The sequence below is a fragment of the Chitinophaga sp. SYP-B3965 genome, from assembly GCF_009647655.1.
Classification (GTDB): Bacteria; Bacteroidota; Bacteroidia; order Chitinophagales; family Chitinophagaceae; genus Chitinophaga.
This window is the reverse complement of the sequence record NZ_WJFD01000001.1, coordinates 811,757-831,773: the sequence shown is the minus strand read 5'-3', so window position 1 is coordinate 831,773 and position 20,017 is coordinate 811,757. Positions and strand designations below refer to the sequence as shown.

General features: G+C 44.4%; 22 protein-coding genes. 10 read left to right on the top strand and 12 right to left on the bottom strand.

Translation table 11 applies throughout. The features are described 5' to 3' along the window. The first annotated feature begins 35 nt into the window (after positions 1-35). Positions 36-803 carry a hypothetical protein gene (locus GFS24_RS03265; protein WP_153658138.1) on the top strand — a complete coding sequence of 256 codons (768 nt, stop codon included), beginning with the start codon at positions 36-38 and terminating at the stop codon, positions 801-803. A gap of 12 nt (positions 804-815) precedes the next feature. Here the strand turns inward: GFS24_RS03265 and GFS24_RS03260 are convergent, their stop codons facing one another. Next, a complete protein-coding gene (locus GFS24_RS03260) occupies positions 816-1,565 on the bottom strand; it encodes a sialate O-acetylesterase (protein ID WP_153658137.1) in 750 nt (249 codons plus the stop codon). Positions 1,566-1,576: 11 nt separating this feature from the next. Next, the gene (locus tag GFS24_RS03255) at positions 1,577-2,479 is read right to left on the bottom strand and encodes an alpha/beta fold hydrolase (protein ID WP_153658136.1); all 903 of its coding nucleotides are present in this window, start codon (positions 2,477-2,479) and stop codon (positions 1,577-1,579) included. 171 nt (positions 2,480-2,650) lie between these two features. Here GFS24_RS03255 and GFS24_RS03250 point away from each other — a divergent pair, with 171 nt between their 5' ends. From GFS24_RS03250 to GFS24_RS03240, 3 genes are read left to right on the top strand one after another with little or no spacing between them, the layout of a single operon-like run. Further along, on the top strand, positions 2,651-3,451 hold the full coding sequence (locus GFS24_RS03250) for an NEW3 domain-containing protein (protein ID WP_153658135.1): 801 nt from the start codon (positions 2,651-2,653) through the stop codon (positions 3,449-3,451). Beyond that, a complete protein-coding gene (locus tag GFS24_RS03245) occupies positions 3,438-4,439 on the top strand; it encodes an ABC transporter ATP-binding protein (RefSeq protein ID WP_153658134.1) in 1,002 nt (333 codons plus the stop codon). The genes GFS24_RS03250 and GFS24_RS03245 overlap by 14 nt, the downstream gene beginning before the upstream one ends. Beyond that, on the top strand, positions 4,381-5,385 hold the full coding sequence (locus GFS24_RS03240) for an ABC transporter permease (protein ID WP_153658133.1): 1,005 nt from the start codon (positions 4,381-4,383) through the stop codon (positions 5,383-5,385). The genes GFS24_RS03245 and GFS24_RS03240 overlap by 59 nt, the downstream gene beginning before the upstream one ends. Here the strand turns inward: GFS24_RS03240 and GFS24_RS03235 are convergent. From GFS24_RS03235 to GFS24_RS03200, 8 genes are all read right to left on the bottom strand, one after another. Beyond that, positions 5,360-6,208, bottom strand: a complete 849-nt coding sequence (locus GFS24_RS03235) for an alpha/beta fold hydrolase (protein ID WP_153658132.1) — start codon at positions 6,206-6,208, stop codon at positions 5,360-5,362. The two genes, GFS24_RS03240 and GFS24_RS03235, sit on opposite strands and share 26 nt — an antisense overlap. A 61-nt stretch (positions 6,209-6,269) precedes the next feature. Further along, complete coding sequence (locus GFS24_RS03230) at positions 6,270-6,827, bottom strand: Crp/Fnr family transcriptional regulator (RefSeq protein ID WP_153658131.1); 558 nt, start codon at positions 6,825-6,827, stop codon at positions 6,270-6,272. 53 nt (positions 6,828-6,880) lie between these two features. Next, entirely contained in the window at positions 6,881-7,978 is a 1,098-nt protein-coding gene (locus GFS24_RS03225) for a hypothetical protein (RefSeq protein WP_153658130.1), read from the bottom strand. An 18-nt stretch (positions 7,979-7,996) separates the two neighbouring features. Next, positions 7,997-11,119, bottom strand: a complete 3,123-nt coding sequence (locus GFS24_RS03220; protein WP_153658129.1) for a TonB-dependent receptor — start codon at positions 11,117-11,119, stop codon at positions 7,997-7,999. A gap of 81 nt (positions 11,120-11,200) precedes the next feature. Beyond that, the gene (locus GFS24_RS03215; RefSeq protein ID WP_153658128.1) at positions 11,201-12,148 is read right to left on the bottom strand and encodes a FecR family protein; all 948 of its coding nucleotides are present in this window, start codon (positions 12,146-12,148) and stop codon (positions 11,201-11,203) included. Between the two features lie 73 nt (positions 12,149-12,221). Continuing rightward, positions 12,222-12,779, bottom strand: coding sequence for an RNA polymerase sigma factor (locus GFS24_RS03210; protein WP_153658127.1), 558 nt, complete (start codon positions 12,777-12,779; stop codon positions 12,222-12,224). Between the two features lie 97 nt (positions 12,780-12,876). Further along, positions 12,877-13,266: a VOC family protein gene (locus GFS24_RS03205; protein WP_153658126.1), complete on the bottom strand. Its 390-nt coding sequence runs from the start codon at positions 13,264-13,266 to the stop codon at positions 12,877-12,879. 387 nt (positions 13,267-13,653) lie between these two features. Further along, entirely contained in the window at positions 13,654-14,466 is an 813-nt protein-coding gene (locus GFS24_RS03200) for a hypothetical protein (RefSeq protein WP_153658125.1), read from the bottom strand. A gap of 172 nt (positions 14,467-14,638) precedes the next feature. Between GFS24_RS03200 and GFS24_RS03195 the strand changes: the two genes are divergently transcribed. The 6 genes from GFS24_RS03195 (at position 14,639) to GFS24_RS03170 (ending at position 18,964) form a co-directional block, all read left to right on the top strand. Next, a complete protein-coding gene (locus GFS24_RS03195) occupies positions 14,639-15,343 on the top strand; it encodes an HNH endonuclease (RefSeq protein ID WP_153658124.1) in 705 nt (234 codons plus the stop codon). Continuing rightward, entirely contained in the window at positions 15,340-15,810 is a 471-nt protein-coding gene (locus GFS24_RS03190) for a hypothetical protein (RefSeq protein ID WP_153658123.1), read from the top strand. Before GFS24_RS03195 ends, GFS24_RS03190 begins: the two co-directional genes overlap by 4 nt. Positions 15,811-15,886: 76 nt before the next feature. Then, complete coding sequence (locus GFS24_RS03185; protein ID WP_153658122.1) at positions 15,887-16,165, top strand: hypothetical protein; 279 nt, start codon at positions 15,887-15,889, stop codon at positions 16,163-16,165. Positions 16,166-16,235: 70 nt separating this feature from the next. Continuing rightward, positions 16,236-16,616 carry a hypothetical protein gene (locus tag GFS24_RS03180; RefSeq protein ID WP_153658121.1) on the top strand — a complete coding sequence of 127 codons (381 nt, stop codon included), beginning with the start codon at positions 16,236-16,238 and terminating at the stop codon, positions 16,614-16,616. A gap of 90 nt (positions 16,617-16,706) precedes the next feature. Next, complete coding sequence (locus GFS24_RS29055; protein WP_216647347.1) at positions 16,707-17,789, top strand: HNH endonuclease; 1,083 nt, start codon at positions 16,707-16,709, stop codon at positions 17,787-17,789. Further along, a complete protein-coding gene (locus GFS24_RS03170; protein ID WP_153658120.1) occupies positions 17,786-18,964 on the top strand; it encodes a tetratricopeptide repeat protein in 1,179 nt (392 codons plus the stop codon). The genes GFS24_RS29055 and GFS24_RS03170 overlap by 4 nt, the downstream gene beginning before the upstream one ends. A gap of 5 nt (positions 18,965-18,969) precedes the next feature. Here GFS24_RS03170 and GFS24_RS03165 read toward each other — a convergent pair whose 3' ends face one another. Together GFS24_RS03165 and GFS24_RS03160 are read right to left on the bottom strand one after the other, a co-directional pair. Beyond that, the gene (locus GFS24_RS03165; RefSeq protein WP_153658119.1) at positions 18,970-19,560 is read right to left on the bottom strand and encodes a hypothetical protein; all 591 of its coding nucleotides are present in this window, start codon (positions 19,558-19,560) and stop codon (positions 18,970-18,972) included. A gap of 21 nt (positions 19,561-19,581) precedes the next feature. Then, positions 19,582-20,016 (bottom strand): hypothetical protein, encoded by a 435-nt coding sequence (locus GFS24_RS03160; RefSeq protein ID WP_153658118.1) that lies wholly within the window; start codon positions 20,014-20,016, stop codon positions 19,582-19,584. Between the last annotated feature and the right edge of the window lies 1 nt (position 20,017).

The window sequence follows — 20,017 nt, the reverse complement described above, 5'->3', positions numbered from 1 at the left end:
AATATAGGCATTAAAGTTTGTACTTTGCGGAACCTATGAGCAGAACAAACTGGACGGCGGAACAGCTATTTACACGGCTGCTGCATAACAAGTCCGACAAAACGTATTGGGAGAATATCCGGGAATTGCGCAAACGGGATGGGATAACCGCTACCTGTTATACACTCGCGGCATCTGGCAGTGACCAGGAAAAGGAACTTGCGGTGGATGTATTGGCACATCTCCCCTATTCCGAACAAAAGATCACCCTGTACTTTGAACTGCTGCAAAAGGGGTTTGCCATCCGTTCCGTTCTGTATGCGATTGGCCATAATAACGAGCAGCTAAATACTGCACAAATAAACACCATTGCTGCGTTCAAAGATCATGCAGATAAAGAGATCCGGGAAGCGGTTGCTTATGCCTTACTGGGCGTTGACCATATGGAGGCCATTCATACATTGATCGCATTGAGCATGGACAAAGTTTCGGCCATCAGAAGCTGGGCTGTTTTTGGTATTGCCAGCAGAACGGAAAGAAATAACCCTGATATCATCACGGCTTTATGGAACAGGATAAATGATAAACATGAAGAGACGCGGTTTGAAGCGATCGTTGGATTAGCGGTGCGAAAAGATGACCGTGTAAAAGATATTATTAAACGGGAGCTTCTGACGGGCGATTTCGGAAGTTTATTGTTTGAAGCGATCACCGAACTGGGAGATAACGAATTTTTACCTTTGCTGGAAGCGCATCTTGATGATGATGCGGATGCTGGTTGGTTACATGAGCTGCGGGAATGTATCGATAGCTTGAAAGGTTAACAGTTATAGTTTTTATTGATGAATTATTTTTTCTGCATATCTCTTTCCAAATATACGTTGTGAAGCAGCATCTATGTGTAAGCCATCTGCGTTAGGTGTTAATCCTTTACCGGATATTATTTCAAAATGAGATAAACGTTTCTTCGCTTCCTGCAATTGAAGATTGATGGCGCTTGCGCGTTTATTGAATTCAGGTAATTCGCCGGCAATAAAAGGCAGGTTGGGCAGGTTGAATTCTTTTCGGAATTTATTTACCAGTTCGTCCAGTTTATTACTGTATTGGGCTGCTTTTTCAGGGGAGGAATCGGACTCACCCTGGTGCCATAGGATCCCTTTCAGGATGCCATCTTTCATGGCGCGTTCTGTTCTTGCTACTGCATCAGCCCAGGGGTAAGATTTCGTTTGCTCCCAATATTGGTTGTACAGCCAGTTGTCTATGCCGGAACCACCAGCAGCACAGGGGATTAATCCTATTACGATATTGGGATCCTGTTTGATCATTTCGCGGGCGAAGGATAAACCGGGGCCTACGCCGGCTGCTGATTTATCAAAGTGGATGGGATCTTTGGCTATTACCCAGTTGCCTTCTTTATTCAAACATAATATGCGTGGATCGCCGATGGTATCCTGTGGTTCCACAATGCCTCTTCCGGCCATGTTGGACTGGCCGGCCAGCAGGTATAGATGGAATTGTTTCTGCTGGGCAAACAGGGTATTTCCGGAGAGCATGGCTATGATAATAAAAGCGATATTTTTCTTCATCACCAGCAAAGTTACTTTTTCTGTGCTAATATCCTGTTATACAGATCGAGTATTACGGTGGAAGCCAGCGCGGGGTCCTGGTGATGAATGCCGTGGCTGTAACGTGGTAATAGTATCACCGAACTATTGTGGTTATTTTTGATCATGTCCGCGAAATGATCAATACGGAGCCGGTTCATTTCCGCGAACCATGGCATCATGTTGATCTTTAATTCCTTGCCCAATTCCTCTTCCTGTTTTTCTATATAACGGTTATAACTCATCAGCACTGTAACCGGGATATCCGGCAGTGGTGCGAGGGAAGTATATTCTTCGAAATACCCTATTTTTCTTAACCGCTTCATCTCATTCCTGGTGCCGATAGAATTGGTGGTGTCCTCAGAATCGCGTTTAAACATGGTGGCAATGAGCTTCCGGTACCCCATGGCGCTGTTGGAGATCGTTTTGATCTGCTCATCTTCCTTTTCTGTGAGCATAAAATCGGTTGGGTCTATGAATAGCAGGCCTGCTACCTCGTTTGGATAAAGGGCAGTGAACAACCTGATGAAAGGGCCGCCGAGAGAATGCCCTACCAATAAATAAGGCGGTTGCACTTTCAGTTCTTTTAATAGCGCATGCAGTCGCCTGGCTACGTCTCCATCGCTTTTAATGGTTGTATCAGGCTCTGAGCCTCCCAGGCCATTCCTGTCGTACGCAATACCTGCTGTTTTTTGAGAGAGTGCAGGGAACAGGAGTTCATAAGAGCCTCCGCCTGATCCCAGTCCGGCTTCAAAGACCAGTACCGGGGTATTGGGTTTGCGGGTTTCCAGGCCATAACTTGTGTAGCCCATTTTTTTGCCTTCTACAGTTACAGACCCGGCTTGCCCCAAGGCCATATTCGTGGAAAAAATGAATAGTAATAAGCAGTAACGCATACTTAGTTTATTTGCTGTGTAAGATCGGGTGTTATCATGCAGCCGGTTGAAAAATGTGATCAAAGTGTATAATGGTGTGACAAGTATGCTCCTTAAAAATGCCTTAAAATTCTGTGGAAGGTGTTTTTTAATCCTCACACGTTATATTTTTATATAGGAAAAGTAAATCTTATGTTAGTACGTATCCTTCTCTTATTAACGCTCTTTAGCGGACAGGTGATGGCTCAGAAAAAAAGCCCGCCATTTACAGCAAGGCTGATGAATATTGAAGCCGCCGCCAACACTACTTTCACCTACAATGCCAGGCTTACCAACAGTGCGGCCGTACCACATGTTTACCAGCTTTCGGCCACTGTGCCTCCCGGATGGAACATCGCTTTCAAAGCGGAAGGTTACCAGCTTACTTCCCTCAACGTCGATTCAGGGAAAACGCAGGATATTATCATAGAGATCAATCCTGCTATTGAAACTAAGCCAGGGAAATATAATATTCCTGTGGTGGCGTTGACGGGGATTGCGGACTCTTCCCGGTTAGACCTGGAAGCTGTGGTGAAAGGCACTTATGGCGTTACACTCACCACACCATCCGGAAGGCTGAGCGACGATGTAACAGAAGGCAACCGAAAGGAAATTCACCTGCTGGTAAAAAACACGGGCACGATTGCGCTGGACAATGTGGAACTCTCTGCACAAGCGCCTCCGCAATGGGAAGCTACCTTCTCTCCTTCCAATCTTAAACGGCTGGAGCCGGGTAAAGAATCGGAAATTGTGGCCACGTTAAAGGTGCCGGATAAAACCATTGCCGGTGATTACGTGACCACTTTCACGGTGAAGAACACCAATGCAAATGCCAACGCGGTTTTCCGCATGACGGTGAAAACATCCATACTCACAGGATGGCTGGGCATATTGATCATCCTCTTAGCATTAGGGGCTGTTTATTACCTCATTCGTAAATATGGCAGAAGATAAAATCATTGAGATAGTTGGGCTGACCAAATACTATGGCAAATTAAAGGCCGTGGATGATCTCCATCTGTCCATCAATAAAGGTGAAATATTTGGATTACTGGGACCAAACGGGGCTGGTAAATCCACTACTATATTAATGTTGCTGGGGTTAACAGAACCTTCGGCCGGAGAAGCCCGTATCTGTGGCATCAATGCATCGCGTAATCCTATTCCTGTTAAACGCAAGGTGGGATATATGCCGGACAATGTTGGTTTCTATAACGACATGACAGCGCTGGAAAATCTTACTTATATCGGGCGGTTGAATGGGATAACCGCAGTGGAAGATCGTGCGCGTGAAATGCTGATAGAAGTTGGGCTGGAAGGCGCCATGCAAAAGAAAACAGGCACCTTCTCCCGTGGTATGAAACAACGGCTGGGACTGGCAGAAGTATTGATAAAACAACCGGAGGTGATCATCCTCGATGAACCAACACTTGGTATTGATCCTACAGGCGTGCGGGATTTTTTAGCACTCATTCAGCAATTGAATGAACAGCGCGGCCTAACGATATTATTATCTTCCCATCATCTGCACCAGGTGCAACAGGTTTGTAATCGTGTAGGCATCTTCGTGGGAGGGCAATTACTGGCAGAAGGTAATATTGAAACGCTGGCCCGGAACCTGTTTAAGGCTTCGCCTTATGTGGTGCAGGTAACAGCGGATGGGGAATTTCCATCTTCGGCCGTGTTGGAAATGCCGGGGGTTAAAAAGGTTGCTGTTGTGGATGGAGGAGTTGAAATATCCGGCGAACAGGATATTACGCCAGACCTTGTGCGGCTCCTTGTGAGCAAGGGTTTGGATATTACCGGCGTGCAAAAGAAAACATACGGACTGGATGAGATCTATCAACAGTATTTTGAAAATAATTTAAAGGAAAACGTATCTAATGAAAAGTCAAGCGGCCTTTTTCAACGGTCTTTTTTCGGCAGGTTCTCAAAGCGGTAGTTCTCCGTTCTTTGTGATGGTGAGAAAGGAGGTGGCTGACCAGGTGCGCAGCTGGCGCTTCATCATCCTGGGCGGATTAATACTGCTCACTTTCTTTGCGTCTACGTATATTGCCATGATCAACATCGGCAGAGCAGTAGGCAATTATGATGATCCGGACAGGTTGTTCTTATACCTGAAACTGCTCACCACATCAGATGGAGCACTTCCACCTTTTCATATCTTTATTGGCTTCCTGGGGCCCTTATTAGGCATTGCGTTGGGGTTTGATGCCATCAATTCAGAACAGTCCAGCGGTACGCTGGTGAGGCTGGTAGCGCAGCCTGTTTACAGGGATGCGGTGATCAATGCCAAGTTCGTTGCGTCTTTGATCGTGATCAGTACACTATTTCTTTCCCTCAATCTGTTGATGATCGGTGGCGGGTTATACATTACGGGTGTGAATATAGAGCCGTCTGAATTTATCCGGATCATGGGTTTTGTGCTGCTGAGTATTATCTATGTAGCCTTCTGGCTGAACCTGGCTATACTTTTATCTGTAAGGTTCAAGCAGGCGGCTACTTCTGCCCTCATGGCCATTGCTATCTGGTTATTCTTTACGGTGTTCTACCAGATACTGGTGAACATCTTTATCAAGGCATTCCTTCCTGATCCAAACTCGCTGACGCAGGATCAGATCATCTCTTATAACGGCATCATTTTAACCTTGCTGCGTTTTGTGCCCAGCCAGTTATATTCCGATGCTACCACTACCCTGCTGATGCCATCTGTTCGCAGCCTGGGGCCTTTAACGATGGAGCAGATGGCAGGGGCTATTCCTTCGCCGTTGTCTGTTCGGGAGAGTTTACTGGTGGTGTGGCCGCAGGTGAGTGGATTGATTGCTGCTACAACGGTTTGCTTTGCGCTTTCTTATTATCTCTTCATGCGGAGAGAGATAAGAACTTAAGGATGGTCCTTGTTACTGTTTCCGGTTGTTCTTCCTGTGGGAAATGGCCGGCGGTTTCGAGTTTTAATGTTGTTGAATTGGGAAACCCTGTTTGGAATTTATCGAGGTGAGCAGGTTTAATAAAGGGGTCTTTCATTCCCCATATGAATAGCGTTGGTTTATTGGCTATGGTTTCTTTTTTATTCCAGAGCGCTTCTTCAAACCAATCCTGATCGTTTAATAATGATCTTGCGAAAGCCAGTGCACCATTGCGCTGGCTTTTGTTTGCGAATGGTTTTGTGTATTGGGCTTTTAAGTGGCTCGCGAGTTTATTATCACCAAATGATTGCGACAGAAGCACTTTAGGAGAGAAATTTAAGTAGCGATATAAAAACGGCAGTAAGGGGCTTTTCAATATTTTACTTACGGGGCTGCGCCATAACCAGGAGTTCATGATAACGATGTTCTTTATCTTCTCCGGGTATTGTATGGCAAAGTTTAATGCGATGGGGCCACCAAAATCATGTACTACCAGGGTGATGTTCTCCAGTCCTTTTTCCAGTATGAATTTTTCCAGTGTTCGGCTGTGGTTGATGGTGGAATAATCGTATTCTGCTGGTTTATCTGAGAGGCCAAAACCAATATGGTCGAGGGCTATGCAGCGGTAGTTATCTTTCGCTTCTTTTATGATATGCCGGAAATCAAAACTCCAGGAAGGTGTGCCATGTACGAATAAAATGATTTCTCCGCGGCCTTCATCAATGTAATGCAGTTTGTGGCCGTTAATGGTATAATACTTGGAATGGAAAGGGTATTCGGATCTGTTGAGCCAGGCGTGTGTCATGCTTTTTTATTTGCAAAGTTGGAGGGTACTTTGCAAACAAATGTTGGTATAGACCAACTAATCAGAATTTTACTTTATTAAAGAGTTTGCTGAAGTTTGTTGGGCTGATGCCTAAGTAGGATGCGATGTGTTTGTGGCTGACTAAGTGCAACAGGTGAGCACTTCGCTGGCAGAAAGCTTTGTATCGTTCTTCCATCGTTAAGGCATGTAATTCATGGTGGCGGTTGATCATTCCTGCCAGTACGGCTTCTGTCATCTTTCTGAACAATCTTTCTATCTGCTGGTTTTGATCGAACAGCTTTTGGAGGTCTTCGTAAGAGATGTAATCCAGTTCACTGTCTGTGAGGCAGGTGAGGTAACATTTTGATGGGGTTTGGAAGGAGAAGGATTCCGGGATGGCACAGAGGTCCGGGGCATAGGTGAAAGCTATTACGTCTTCTGATTCGAAATAAGACATCTGGATGCCGCTTTTCACGAAGTACAGTTCTTTCTGTGTTTGGCCAGGGACGATCAGGAGATCGTTCTTTTTAAACGATCTGGGTTTGAGTTGATCCGTAAGCAGTTGGTGATCTGCTTTGCTGATAGTGTGAAAGTGCTGGAAGTATTCGTATTGTGTCATTACGCTAAAATAACAAATTGCCGGTGCGTTTATTAACACACCGGCAATTTTGATTACAACTGGCGTTGGAAAAAAGATCCTGTCAATTTGAAAGGAGGCCTGGTTGCAATAAGGTCACTGGGATAATAACCGCCGGTATTATTGCCCCACAGCTGCGCTTTGGCGGCAGACAATGTTCCTTTTATCAGTACATTTTCTATGTAAGTTTCTACTTTGATAGTATGATCATCCACAGGAAATATTGCGGGTGATAAATATCCATCCACATCTCCAATGCCTGTACCTTCATTCATGGAAATATTGGCGCTGGGGCCATAAGAAAGGTCATCAGTATTGGTTTTGTAAGTGTAACTTCCCACTCCGGTAAATTCAGTGATATTAAACGACATGGAAGCCATAATAAATGGCGATGCTGATGAAGCCCCGTTTAACGTAGCAAGGCCATTCCCGTAATACCACATACTATTAGCATCGGTAGCTCCTTCAAAAGCCAAAGTATCATTGAGGAAGATCTCCATATGGTTATAATTCAGCGTGAATCCCAGGTCTTTAAAAATTACTTTCCTGGCCAGATTACTTTTATCCTGGATGATCAGTTCATCTATATAACCTGCTACCTCGTGCGTGGCTGTATCAAACACTTCCAGCCTTAAAGCCATATCAAAAATGAATTTGTCTTTACCCGTTTTAAAATTGGCATCGGGGAAAACATCGCTGTAAATTCCTTTGGTGTATTTAATATTCATATCACCGCCTTCCGTTACTACGTTATTTTTGATCGTGTATTTGCCGGGAACGGGTTCTCCCTTTTCATTTATGGGAATTTGAACCTGCAGTTTCTGATAAAGTTCTATATTGTTATTATCATCCAGGCGCAGCGCCAGCTCAAAGCCGGTGCGATAGCGGTGGAATGCTGAGGGTGCACTGTAAGGATCAAATGTCCGCTGGGCGATCATACTGGTTTTCAGCACGGCCCCATTGTAATTGAGCGTTACGTTCTTCAGGTCATTCGACAGCGGCGGTGGCGGAGGAGGACCGGGAACGGGTTTTTCAATGAAATTAAAAACAGGTTCCTGTTTGTAACAACCGCTTATTATGATTGCAAGCGCCATTAAGATGCCTGCAAGGTTTATTATTTTAGTAGTTTTCATTTGTCTGGTTTTTTATCGTTATAACTTGATACCCACTCCTACAGTGAAGTATGTTCCTTCATACGATGATTGATAGAGGTTATCCACTGCATCGAATGCCCCTTCGGAGGCCTTGTATTTGCCATCCCTGTTAACGTCCTGTAATTGCATACTGCGGGCATTCAGCAGGTTCTGGATACCGCCTTTCAGTTCCCAGATCTTTGTGATCTGTTTTGAAAAACTGAGATCGAGCAGGTTCTGGGGCATTTCATAAATATTGGGGTAGTCGGTATTGCCGATCCCGAAAAGCCTTTTGCCGATAACATTATAAGAAGCAGTTAATTTGAGTCCTTTATCTTCATCTGTATAATTGATGGAGCCATTGATCAGGTAAGGTGATTGCCCGTACATGGGTCTTTCTTTATCCTGGATGCCAGCCTTGGGCCCCAGGTTTACCCTGCTATGTATATATGCGGCGTTGACAAGGATTGATACTTTTTGCAGCTGCCTGGACACCCAATTCTTTTCTGAAAAGTAACGCTGCAGTCCCAGGATCAGTTCCAGTTCCGCGCCATAATTCTTCGCGGATTCCGCATTGCCCCATTGGAAATTATTGCGGCTGCTGGTACCTACGTAATAATAAAACTCAACCGGGTTTTTAAATTCTTTATAGAAAACACCGAGGCTGATCATTTCTCCCAAACCGGGATAATGCTCCACGCGCAGATCCAGGTTACTGATATCCGTTTGTGTTTTCAGGTTCGGATTTCCGTAGGCCAATCTGCCGGTGTAATAATCTTTGTAATAAAAGCTGGCTATTTCACGGAATTCAGGACGGTTCAGCGTTTTGGAATAAGCAACACGCACCAGGCTGGTACTATTCAGGTTGTAGCTGATATTTACGGATGGCAGAACACTGGTGTGTTCCCTGTTCAGGTTAATTTCCGAACCGGCATTAGGGCCGACCCTTTCCCAGGAAAATGTGTTCAGCTCCTGTTTGTTTTTTTCTATTCTTACACCGCCGGTTATCTTCCATGATCTGATGGGGATCTCTGTGGAGAGATATCCAGCCTGTAACAGGTTGGAAGCTGTGTAACTATTATGGCGGCCAAAGTTCTCCGCCACTATATATCCCGGTCCGTACCGGGGATCATCTTTAACATACCCAAGTTGTATGAATTCGAAGGTCCGGCCTTTGTCTTCCACAAAAATACCGGCTTTCAATTGCGGGGTTATTCCCAGGAATTTAAGATGCTGTACAATGTCAATTCCCAGGGTCCTGGAGGTATCGGGCAGGGTAATAAACTGACGGCCACGGTTTACATCGGAAATGATATCTGCGTTTAACTCACGTTCTTTCAATGAATAGCTGCCGTAGTATTTTGAAGTGTCATCGGCGTAAAATTCCCTGCTGCGTTGGTCAGGATCATTGTATTTGGTTTGATTGTAAGCCAGCAGCCAGTTGATCTCTGTCTTTTTATTAAAGAACTTGTGATGGCCGCTTAATTGTGCGAGGTAAGTACCTCTGTAGGTATTTGTAAAAATAGGTTGGGATAAATAGCCCTGATCTGAATCTGTGGCCTCAGTTCCGGCTACCCCGGATCTGTTGATGTAAGTTGAACTACCCAGATGGGTATACAGGTTTTTAAATTCTATCTGGTGATTTTCTCCTACCGCCAGTGAAAGATTCACCAGACCGTTTAAGCGGACTGCGTGCTCGTAAGTTTGATCTGAAAATGTATATTCCCGTTTGAATATCTCATCTCCTATTATATCATCCACGCCGCCGGTATACTTCCCGGTATTCCGCAGTATAACCTGGTAACGGTAAGTGTTGGTGTGGCTGAACGCGGAAACAAAACCGAACTGAACATTTTTGCCTAAAGCAAACCGGCGGGCAAAGTCTATATTCAAACGGGTATCCAGGGGTGCGTTCCTTTGCCCGGCTTCCCAATTTTCATTCAGCATTTTTGTAAGAGGACGGCGCTGTTCAGGCGATAACAGATCTATGCGGCCGTTTGTTTCCCTTACCTTTTTAAAAGCTGCGGGTAAACCATAGGTGCCATCATCATATCCCAGAAAGGCTTTGCTGCCCTGGGGTTGTTCGTAAAATTCTTTTAATGTAGTGCCCTGCCTGAAGGAAGTTTGAAAGGATACATTGAAGAAGTTTTTTACCGGCATGCCTGTGGTATAAATTTTTACCAGTCCGCCGGCAAAATCGCCGGGTAATTCAGGCAGGGCGGTTTTGTATACCAAAATCCGGTCTACCATACTGCTGGGCATGATATCAAAAGAAAAGGCGCGGCTGTCTGCTTCGAAACTTGGTGCGGTTGTGCCGTTCAGCATCACTGTATTATATCTTTGGGGAAGACCGCGGACTACAACAAAGCGATTATTTACTACGCTGATGCCGGGAATGCGGCGTACTACTTCAGCAGCATCCCTGTCCTGGCTGCGGCTGATCTGCTCCCTGGAAATACCGCTTACCACAGCGTCTGCCTCCCGGATCTCGGTGATGATGGCAGCAATGGTGCCGGTTTCTTTTATCCGGCGGGAAGATACGGTAACCGTACTCAACTGGCCTTTTGCTCTTTTCAGGGGAATGTCTATCGTAAAGATCTCATCATCCTTTATTATTATTTCTGTTACTTTTTTAGTGCCATAACCAATAGAAGAAATTTCCGCTTCGTATTGTCCTTTGGGTAAGCTGAGGGTAAAAGCGCCAATTTCGTCTGTGGTAACGCCGTTGCTGCCGATGCGGATGGTAGCGCCTGGTACAGGTTGGGCGTTTTCTTCATCAATAATTCTACCGCTTACTCTGCCTGGTTTCTTTTGTTTTTCAGCGGTTTTCTTTACGAGCCAGGCGGTGCCTTTTTTCTCTATGCCAAAGGGAATATTGGTAAGGAGGCTATTCAGTATTTGCTCCACTGTTTTGTTGCTGTATTCTGATGATGGAATAACAGCGCCATTGATCTCTTCTTTACTGAAAGCGATACTTGTGCCGGTAACTTTTCGCAGCAGATTGAGTGCCTGCTCCAGGCTACCTTGTTCGAACTTTACGGAAAACCTGGCTTCCTGGGCCAGGGTAATGGCTGGCAGCAGCATCAGGAAGGGAATGGCAAATAATTTCCCTGGGAGTTGTTTCACCCATTTTAGTAGCATAACTTTGTTTTTTACTTTTTGTTCTTACGAATGAAAAATGGCGAGGCCCTGTTCACAGCAGGGCTTTTGCTTTTATAATGGTCAATAGATCTCTATTTTTTCCGGGCTCAGCATCCGGAAACGGCAACCTGCCAGGCTGCAAAACACTTCCATGATCTCGCGGGCAGTTTGCTTTTTGGAAAAGTTGATGCTGACATTGGTTTGCAGTTCCTTAGGGTCCAACAGGGAAGTGAGTGTAATTCCGTACTGGTTTTCCAGCAGAAGGGCCAGGTCACTGAACCGTACGTTCTCATATTCCCATTGGCCCTTCGACCAGTTGGTTTCAGTAGTTACATCGTGCAACACGGCAAATTTCCCGTCTGCTTTATGGTAGCGCAGGGCCTGTGCTTTGATGAGCGTATCCGGCAAACTCCCTGGTTTTTTAACGGCTACCTTGCCGGATAACACGCTGATCTGTATGTCGTCTCCTTTGTCGTAGCTGTTGATATTGAATTGCGTTCCGAGTACAGTGGTAGATAAACTATCAGCGGTGAGTACGGTAAACGGGTGAGACTTGTCGTGCGTGACGGTGAACAATGCTTCTCCTGAAAGCCGCAGCTGGCGGTGGCTGGAAAAATCCGGGTGATAGTACAGTCTTGAATTGGCATTGAGCAATACTACCGAACCATCCGGCAAGGTCACCTGTTTTATTTCTCCTTTGCCTGTAGCAATAGCCATAAATACAGGCTGGATGTTTTCAGGCTTTTCCGTGGCTTTCCAGATACCCAGACCGGTGGCGATCAGTATACCAGCCCATATGGCCGCTGTACGTAGCAGGGTTCTTAGCCTGGCTCCCTGTTTGCGGTGAATGTTTGCCAGCAGCCGGGATTCATCGGCTGCGCTAAGATGGAGATCTGCTTTATTTACATCACCACCTTTTTCAAACCATTCTTCTATGATGGTTTTTTCTTGTGGTGTGCAGGTACCGGCGATATACCGGTCCAGCAGTTCTCTGAAACGTTGTTCTGTTTGCATAATGTGTTCCTTCATTGGGATAGAGCACAAAATGCAAAAGCTGACTACTCCCGAAAATGGAGTTAATGATTTGGTAACATTGGCAAGATCAGAAGGAAAAAAATAAGGCGGTGAACCGGGAAATGACGTGGCGCAGGCGTTTACGCACTTTGGAAAGATGGTTCCTTACTGTATGGGGGGAGATCAGCAGCAGGTCCGCAATTTCCGGGATGCTCTTACCTCCTTCTGTATTCAGCAGGTATACTTTTTTCATTTGTTCCGGCAGCCCGGCAATCTCACCGGCTACGGACATATCGATGCTGCGGATCTGTGCATCCGTATAAATTTCGGGCTGTGTTGCGTTATTTAGCAACTCCTGTAACAGGTCCAGGCTTTCGGGGCGGGCGTCGTTTGCTTTTATATACCGCAGCGTTCTGTAACGCACCGTGCTGTAGAGGTAATTGAAGAGAGAATGTTGTATAAGGATCTCCTTCCGTTTTTCCCAGATATCCAGGAATACTTCCTGGATGATATCCTCTGCATCTGCACGGCTACGGATATGTTTGTAGGCCATGGCAAACAGCGGAGCCGCATACCGGTGGTATACCTGATCGAAAGCAGAACGGTTGTCCTGCTTTACCTGTTGCCATAATTCCGTGTCGTTCATGCGCTGCTGTATCTTTTACCTGCGGGCAAAGATATCAGGAGGATATTATCAAAAGGTTAAGGAAACGGCAAAAGCGTTATTTTGCATTCATGAACTGCTACATGGGGGTACAGATCTCAATTAAAAAGCCATCAATATCCCTCACATAAGCCACCGTTTGCCCCTGTGGTTTAAATTTAGCTGGTGCTTCCGGTATGGCACCGGCTTTGATCGCTTTTTTATAGACTTCTTCTACATTATCTGTGGTAAAGCCAATTTCCTGTGCAAATGGTTTGTTAGCATTACTGCTTTCAATGAAACCATCTTTTAGATTTGTTACGGCTAATGTAATGGCCGCAAAGGAAAGTGTTGTTTCCCCTGTGAGGAGTTCTCCATAGGTATTGTCCGGCGTGATGAATTTCCTGGAAAAGCCAAATGCCTTCTCGTAGAATGTAATGGATGCTGTTACGTCCCTCACATAGAGGATGGTGTATGCGAATCTGATCATATTACAAATGTAGGGAGGGTGTTTGATACCTGTTTTGGAAAAAACCGACATTCTTTTCAGGAAGAAGCTTTCTGGTAGTGATCATGGGGCATGGGATATGGGAGAGATATAGGACAGACATGGGGCAGAGCCGAGGAAACCCTGAGGTTGGTGGACATGGTGTTGATGAGGTGTTGAAGGGTTGTTGATCAGGGGTGATCCTGGTTGGTGGATGTATTTTTGAGGGGATTTTGTTTTTTGGAGCAGATCTTTGGGGCGAACTTTAAAAAAAGGGCTTTGTTTGCGCTTGTGTCCTTCAAAATTAGGGCATTTTTTGCCGGGTTGATATAGTTATCCTGGCGGAGGTGCTCACTTCACGTTACTTTTTGTCACCCGCCTCCTTTTATGCTATTCTAATTGTGGTACGGCGAAATAGCTATGCGCCATTTGGTGTGCTTTGTGCTCCGGCATGGTGCTATACTCCTTTCTTTCCGGCACTTCCTCCAAAGAAGGAATGATATCAATGATATCTGCCGCAAAGTATTTGCGGTTCCCCAATGCACACAGCTTTCCCTGTTCTTCCTTGAATGCTTTCACCTGTAATACCACAACGGTTTCATCATCGCCTGCTTTAAAAGGCAGGATCAGTTCAGTGGCAACGGCAGGTTGCCTGAAATCGATCATTACTTTATCCGATACGGCATCCTGGCGGTTGCCCTCATTAAAGTTCAGACCTGCGGTGATAGCCTTGATCTCAATGTGTGTGGTGTTTTTGGTGTGGAGGATGTCCTCTGACGAGAGTGCAGGGATAGCGATGCGGAGGCTATTGCCGTCCTGCACCACCTTCGGTGTAAAGGGCAGCAGTTTGCTCAGCTCGGTGGCGTTATTGAGCTTTAAACCCACCAACATGGATACATGTTTTCGAAGAATACTCCTGTTGCCCCGTTCCTGGTTGCCGGCATAGAGGACTTTCATCATGGCGGCATTCAGGCGGTTAGTGAGATCGCTGTCGTGGCGGATACTCAATTCCTGCTTTAATGCATCCCTGACCAGTTTTCCGGACTTGCTGGCAGTGCCAAAATCAATGGCAGCGAGTTTGGTGGCCTCACTCCTGTTCACCTGTTCCGGCATGCTGCGGAAGTATAACTTCCCTTTGTGGTAATAGCCGACCATGTTGTCGACTTTACCGGTGTACTTTACGATACTGACTTGTTTTCCCATTGTATAAGATTGTTTGGTTAAATACACAAATTTACGATAATAACCGCGCTGGTATTGCGTATTTGGCAAATATCGAAAACATCTAAGGGGAGTGTATAGCGGGTTTAGAAATTCACTAACGGTGGTGCATGGGGCTTTAGATAAATACGAATGAAAAGATGTAATATTACGCATGAACTGTTACAATTGTGGTGTGATCCTGAACAGGAAAAACAGGTCCGTAGAGCATATTATCAATGCTTCTATCGGTGGTTTTAAGAAGGGCTATAACCTCTTATGCCAGACCTGTAATAAAGAATTCGGGAAAACAATTGACCGGGAACTGGTGAAACAGCTGGGTGTTTTTGGGCGTTTGTTAAATATCCCGCTGGATCGTGGAACACATTCGGGGAGTGTTTCTTCTGATAAAGTGATAGTGAACAGTATAGACTATCAACGCGCCATTGCGAAGATCTGCCTCAATTATTATTTATCGAAAGGTTACCCGAAGCAGTACTGCGATCGGGTGAGGGCTTTTGTAAAAGGGGAAAGTGTTGCTGAAGATATTTTGCATGACTATCTTCCTTTGAATGAGGAACCTTCTGATAATGAGGTTTCCCATATCGTACATCTGCATGGTAGCAAAGACACTGGTGTTTTATATGCTTACATCGAGCTTTTCAATATGCAGAACAAGATCATTATCTTCAGCATGGATTATACAGGGGATGATATTGATGTTACTTATTGCCGGGATGTGGTGCGGAATGTAGAGTTGCCCAGAAAGATGGACTTTAAACTGAGTAGAAATGACCTGGAAGGTTTGAAAGATGTTGTTGTATCAAACTTCCGTTATGAGAGATTGATGAAAATAATTGATCCAAATATAATTTTATGAAACAATTGATGTACCTGTGTTTAATACCCCTTATCCTTTCCTGCAACAACAGTCATTCGCCCAAACCGGTTGATACTTCCTATATGCGAACCGGTTTTTATTTCCTTGCAGATCCTCAAGACGGGGTAAAAATGCAGCGAAAAAACTCAACGGAAACGTTTTATATCGCAAAGACTCCTTTTGCCTCTGTCGATAATATTCATAAAACGAAACTTGAGGAAGACAATTTCGAGGGGAAGCCATATTTTTCTTTACGGATGGAATTTGATGCCAAAGGCACAGAAGATCTGAAAGCCGGAACAGGCCATCCCTTACATCCTAAACTTGCACTGGTCCTCGCTAATAAGCTTTTATATGTTGTAGATAATGCCAGCAGCATTAAGACAGGGATCTTTACCATTGTACTGGATGGTTATTCGGAACAGGAGGCTAAAACTGTGCGGAGAGCAGTGGAAGAAAAGATGTGATCATTAAAACAACAGTAGTTTGCTGGTAAGGTTTTTGCATTAAACAGACTGATTCCATTTTAAAGGAATGTATCATATGCAAAATCTACAGAAACTTGAACTGATGGATAAGATCCAACGGGAACTGGAAGATCTCCAAAACAGTCAGACATCAGTGTTGAAAAAAGTATCCCAGATAGCGGCAGATAACATTACATTAGGTGTGGGCTTTTTAGATGAAAAGTTATCGGACATCCAGGATGAGGTGGATTCCAGCCTCAACGTTATCAAAGAATTATCTGAAGCATTCGTTGCTCACCGTGATAAATTCTACACGGATAATAAATTGGCGGCTGAAGTGGATCCTACTGCATAAAGTTATCGTGCTATTAATTCCCTGTAACTTTTCTACGACTTCTCCGTTTCACGCATATTAACATACTAGTATGCGGAAATCTATACTTATCCTTACCTTAATCGTCCTTGCTTTTGCTGCCTGTAAGAAAAACAAAGCGGAAGATCCTCCCATTGATAAACAGCAACTCTCCTTTTCTATCGACGGTGTCTGGAGAGCAAGGATTGATAACCGCTGGGGGCAGGAGGCTTATGAATTCTATTCCCGGGATAGTATTTACCGCAAACTCGACGCTACCCTTGGTGCAACAGAACAGGGAACGTTTCACATCAGGACTTTCAATAACCCGGATAGCCTCGAAATACGTTTGCCCAACGATACACTGATCATTGCAATACTGGATCATATACAGATCAAAATTACCAAGGGCGACTCTACCCAGTTGTTTAAAAAGGTTAATTGGCCGGGGTAAGGAACATTTACATTCAATAGGATTGGTGTTTTTTTGGGATTTTATCATATATTTCGTTTTTAATGCATATCCCAAAACAACCAATCCTCTATGGAAATAGATGATATTTCATTTGATGAAGAAGACCAGAATATATTCCTGGTAGACGATATCCTGATAAAAGCGGAAGCCTTAAGACATTCCATCCTCCCTAAACTGGAAGTTGCCTGCAATTACCTGGTGGAATTGATCCGGGATTGCTATGGTGTAGAAGTATTAGAAGATTCTTCCTTTACATTATCTCCTCATTTCAGGACGCATAAACGGGTGGTAGATGTTAAAAAGAACTATCACGAGGCAGCTATTGAAATAAGCGGGCGCCGCCAGGAAGGTTACTGGCCTGGTCTGCAAAAGCCGGATGGCACACCTGTTTCTATTGTTCCATTCGGTATGAGCCTTACCCTCGACCGGTTTGGTATCAGCACCAGCCTTCACCTCTCCCGCCCTACCTATACAAAAGAAACATTTGCAAAGTTCTTCGACTTTGCACTTCAGTATAACGAGGAAATCATGGCCATCTTACACCGGGCTGAATACTCTTACTGGAATCCGCATTTCATGGATGAATTCCCTCCCATGACACCGTTATCGGCCATCCTGAAATGGTCTCATGCCACCAATTATAACAAGATCATCTTTGAAGGGAAACCTTTCTCCTTTCCATTGGATAATAAGCGCATTATGCGCAAAGTGTTTGACCTGATGTTCATGTTCCCCATTTATGACAGCTTCGTCCGGATAGCAAAGGGGGAGCCCGAACGCTTTCTATCCTTACTCAAAAACATGAATGATGTTATATGGGAAGCTGATGTAGATGACCTGGTAGAAGACTACCAGGAAAAAAGAAAAGCGAAAGAAAATGATCAGGCCCTGCTGGACCAGGCAAAGGAATCTGCTGCCAGGCGTATTAAAGTAATGCCCTCCATGCGCTGGCAGGTGTTTCAACGGGATAGCTGGAAATGTGTAGCCTGTGGCAAAAATGCGGATGATCATATCTGGCTGGAAGTAGATCATATCATCCCCCGGTCTAAAGGAGGAAAGAATGAGATCACCAATTACCAAACGCTTTGCAATGTGTGTAACATTGGAAAGAGCAATAAAGACGAAACTGATATTCGTAAAGGAAGATTATGAAAGAATTACTACTTACTGCCCAAAATCTTAATAAAGAGGAAAAATACCAGGAGGTAATTGATCTGCTCACGGAAGAAGTCCTCTCCTTCCATCAGCATGATGCACTTTACTATGAAGCGGGTTTTGCCTTTTATCTAATGGATGAGAATGATAAGGCCATCGTTCAATTCGATAAAGCCATCGCGCTTAATGCCGGCAATGAAGATGCTTTATTGTACCGGGGTGAAATATGGAATGAGGAAGAAGAATATGATAAGGCCATTGATGATCTTACCCGTTCCATTGAACTCTCTCCTTCTGCAGCAGCCTTTAACGCACGGGGTATTGCCTGGGTCAACAAAAAGGATTACCTGAAAGCCATAGCAGATTATGGAGAGGCAATAGCACTGGAGCATCGGTACGAATCTTATATTAATCGTGGCTGCTGGCTTGCGCATATGCAGGAATTTGAGAAAGCACAGGAAGACTATGATGCGGCTGTTAAGGTTAGTCCGGATACGGCGAAAGTTTATAAGGAAAGAGCTGGTTTCCTGTATGATATAGAGGAGTATGACAAGGCCATTAAGGATTATACTAAAGCCATCAAGCTAAAGAGTGATTATGCTTCCGCCTATATGCACAGAGGTCTTTGTTGGGCTGCAAAAGGGAATCAAAAAAAAGAATTAGCAGATTACGACCAGGCAATTGCCATCGATCCCAATTATGAATTGGCTTACTACAACCGTGCACTGGTTTGGGACAATAAGGAAGCTTATCAAAAAGCTATTAATGATTTTGACAAAGCTATATCACTTAATCCAAATGATGCCCGATTCTATGCCCACAGAGGAATCTCTTATGCTTCTTTTGAGCAGGTTACACCAGCAATGGCTGATTTCGGTAAAGCGATATCCTTAGACCCTGATCTCGCTATCAGCTATTATGGCCGGGGATCTGCATGGAATGATCTGGGAGAGCATCAGAAAGCGCTCCCTGATCTGGACAAAGCGATAATACTTGAATCAGATGCTCCTGCGTATTACATCATCAGAGGCCTCGTTTTGAGGAACCTGAAAGAATACAGAAAAGCGATCGCTGACTTTGATAAAGTACTGGAAATAGTGCCCGGCAATGAGCTGGCATTGGAGTTAAAAGAGGAAGCGAGGAAGAAGAATATATTGAAAGGATTAAGGTGACCAGGTTAAGCCAGCTCTTCGGAAACGATCATATAAGTTATTCCGTCTGGATTAGTTACGGTTATAAAAATTGTATCAAAAGCATTACGCCTTACTTCTTCCAGGGGTATCCTGCTTCCATTTATCAATTCAATTAATCCATTTTCATCAGCTACTCCAGGTAGTTCGCCTGCTTCCATTCCGTTAAAGATGCAAACCACGATCTCAAACAGATCATTCCCGGTTGCATCAGCATATATATTATCAACAGGCCGCTCTTTTATTTGTTCTTCAGAAAATACATCGCAAAACATAGCATTGTATCCATGTTTGCATCCGTCGAACAGCAATATTTCATCACCAGTTATGGTATCAACGGCAAAGATTAAAGAAGGTGCGAAATCAGTACCTACTATTACTTCGGGGTATTTTTCATGTCTCTTTCCGTAATATTTTATCCTGAATTTAGTTTGCCCGGAAGCGGTCTGGATCTTTCTTCGCCACTCCTTGTCCCCCAATTTGGAACGATGTTGAACAGGCGCTGTGAATCCCTCCAAAAAAGTGGGGCTAAGGATTCCATTATCCGTTTTCCTCTTTAAGAAATTAAATAATCCCATATGCAAATGAAATTACAATATTTAATCGTTACTATTCCTCGCCGCCTTTATTTTATTGATAACTGCAAATAAGATCAGGATGAAAAAAGCAACGGCCATCGCTATAGCTGCTATTAAAAAAATGGCCCTGATCGTCAGTAGCTCACTTTGAACGCCGGTAGACTTTGCTATCAGCATATTTGAAATACCTGTAGCTTCCCCTGAGGTATAACCTTTTGATACCAGCAGGTTTTTATATAATTCCGTCCTTTGTAAAAGGTTATCATTATCCGGGGCCAGCTTGTCCAGGAAACTCATTTTAAACTGCTGGTTATAATTTAATTGCATGGTGTAAAATCCGGCAATGGAATTCAGGCCTGCTATAAAACGGGAGTAGGTAACAATCACGATCCCCGTCATTCCTCCTTTTGTTGTACAAATCCCATATTCTTTTAGTATATTAGGAATATGTTTCACG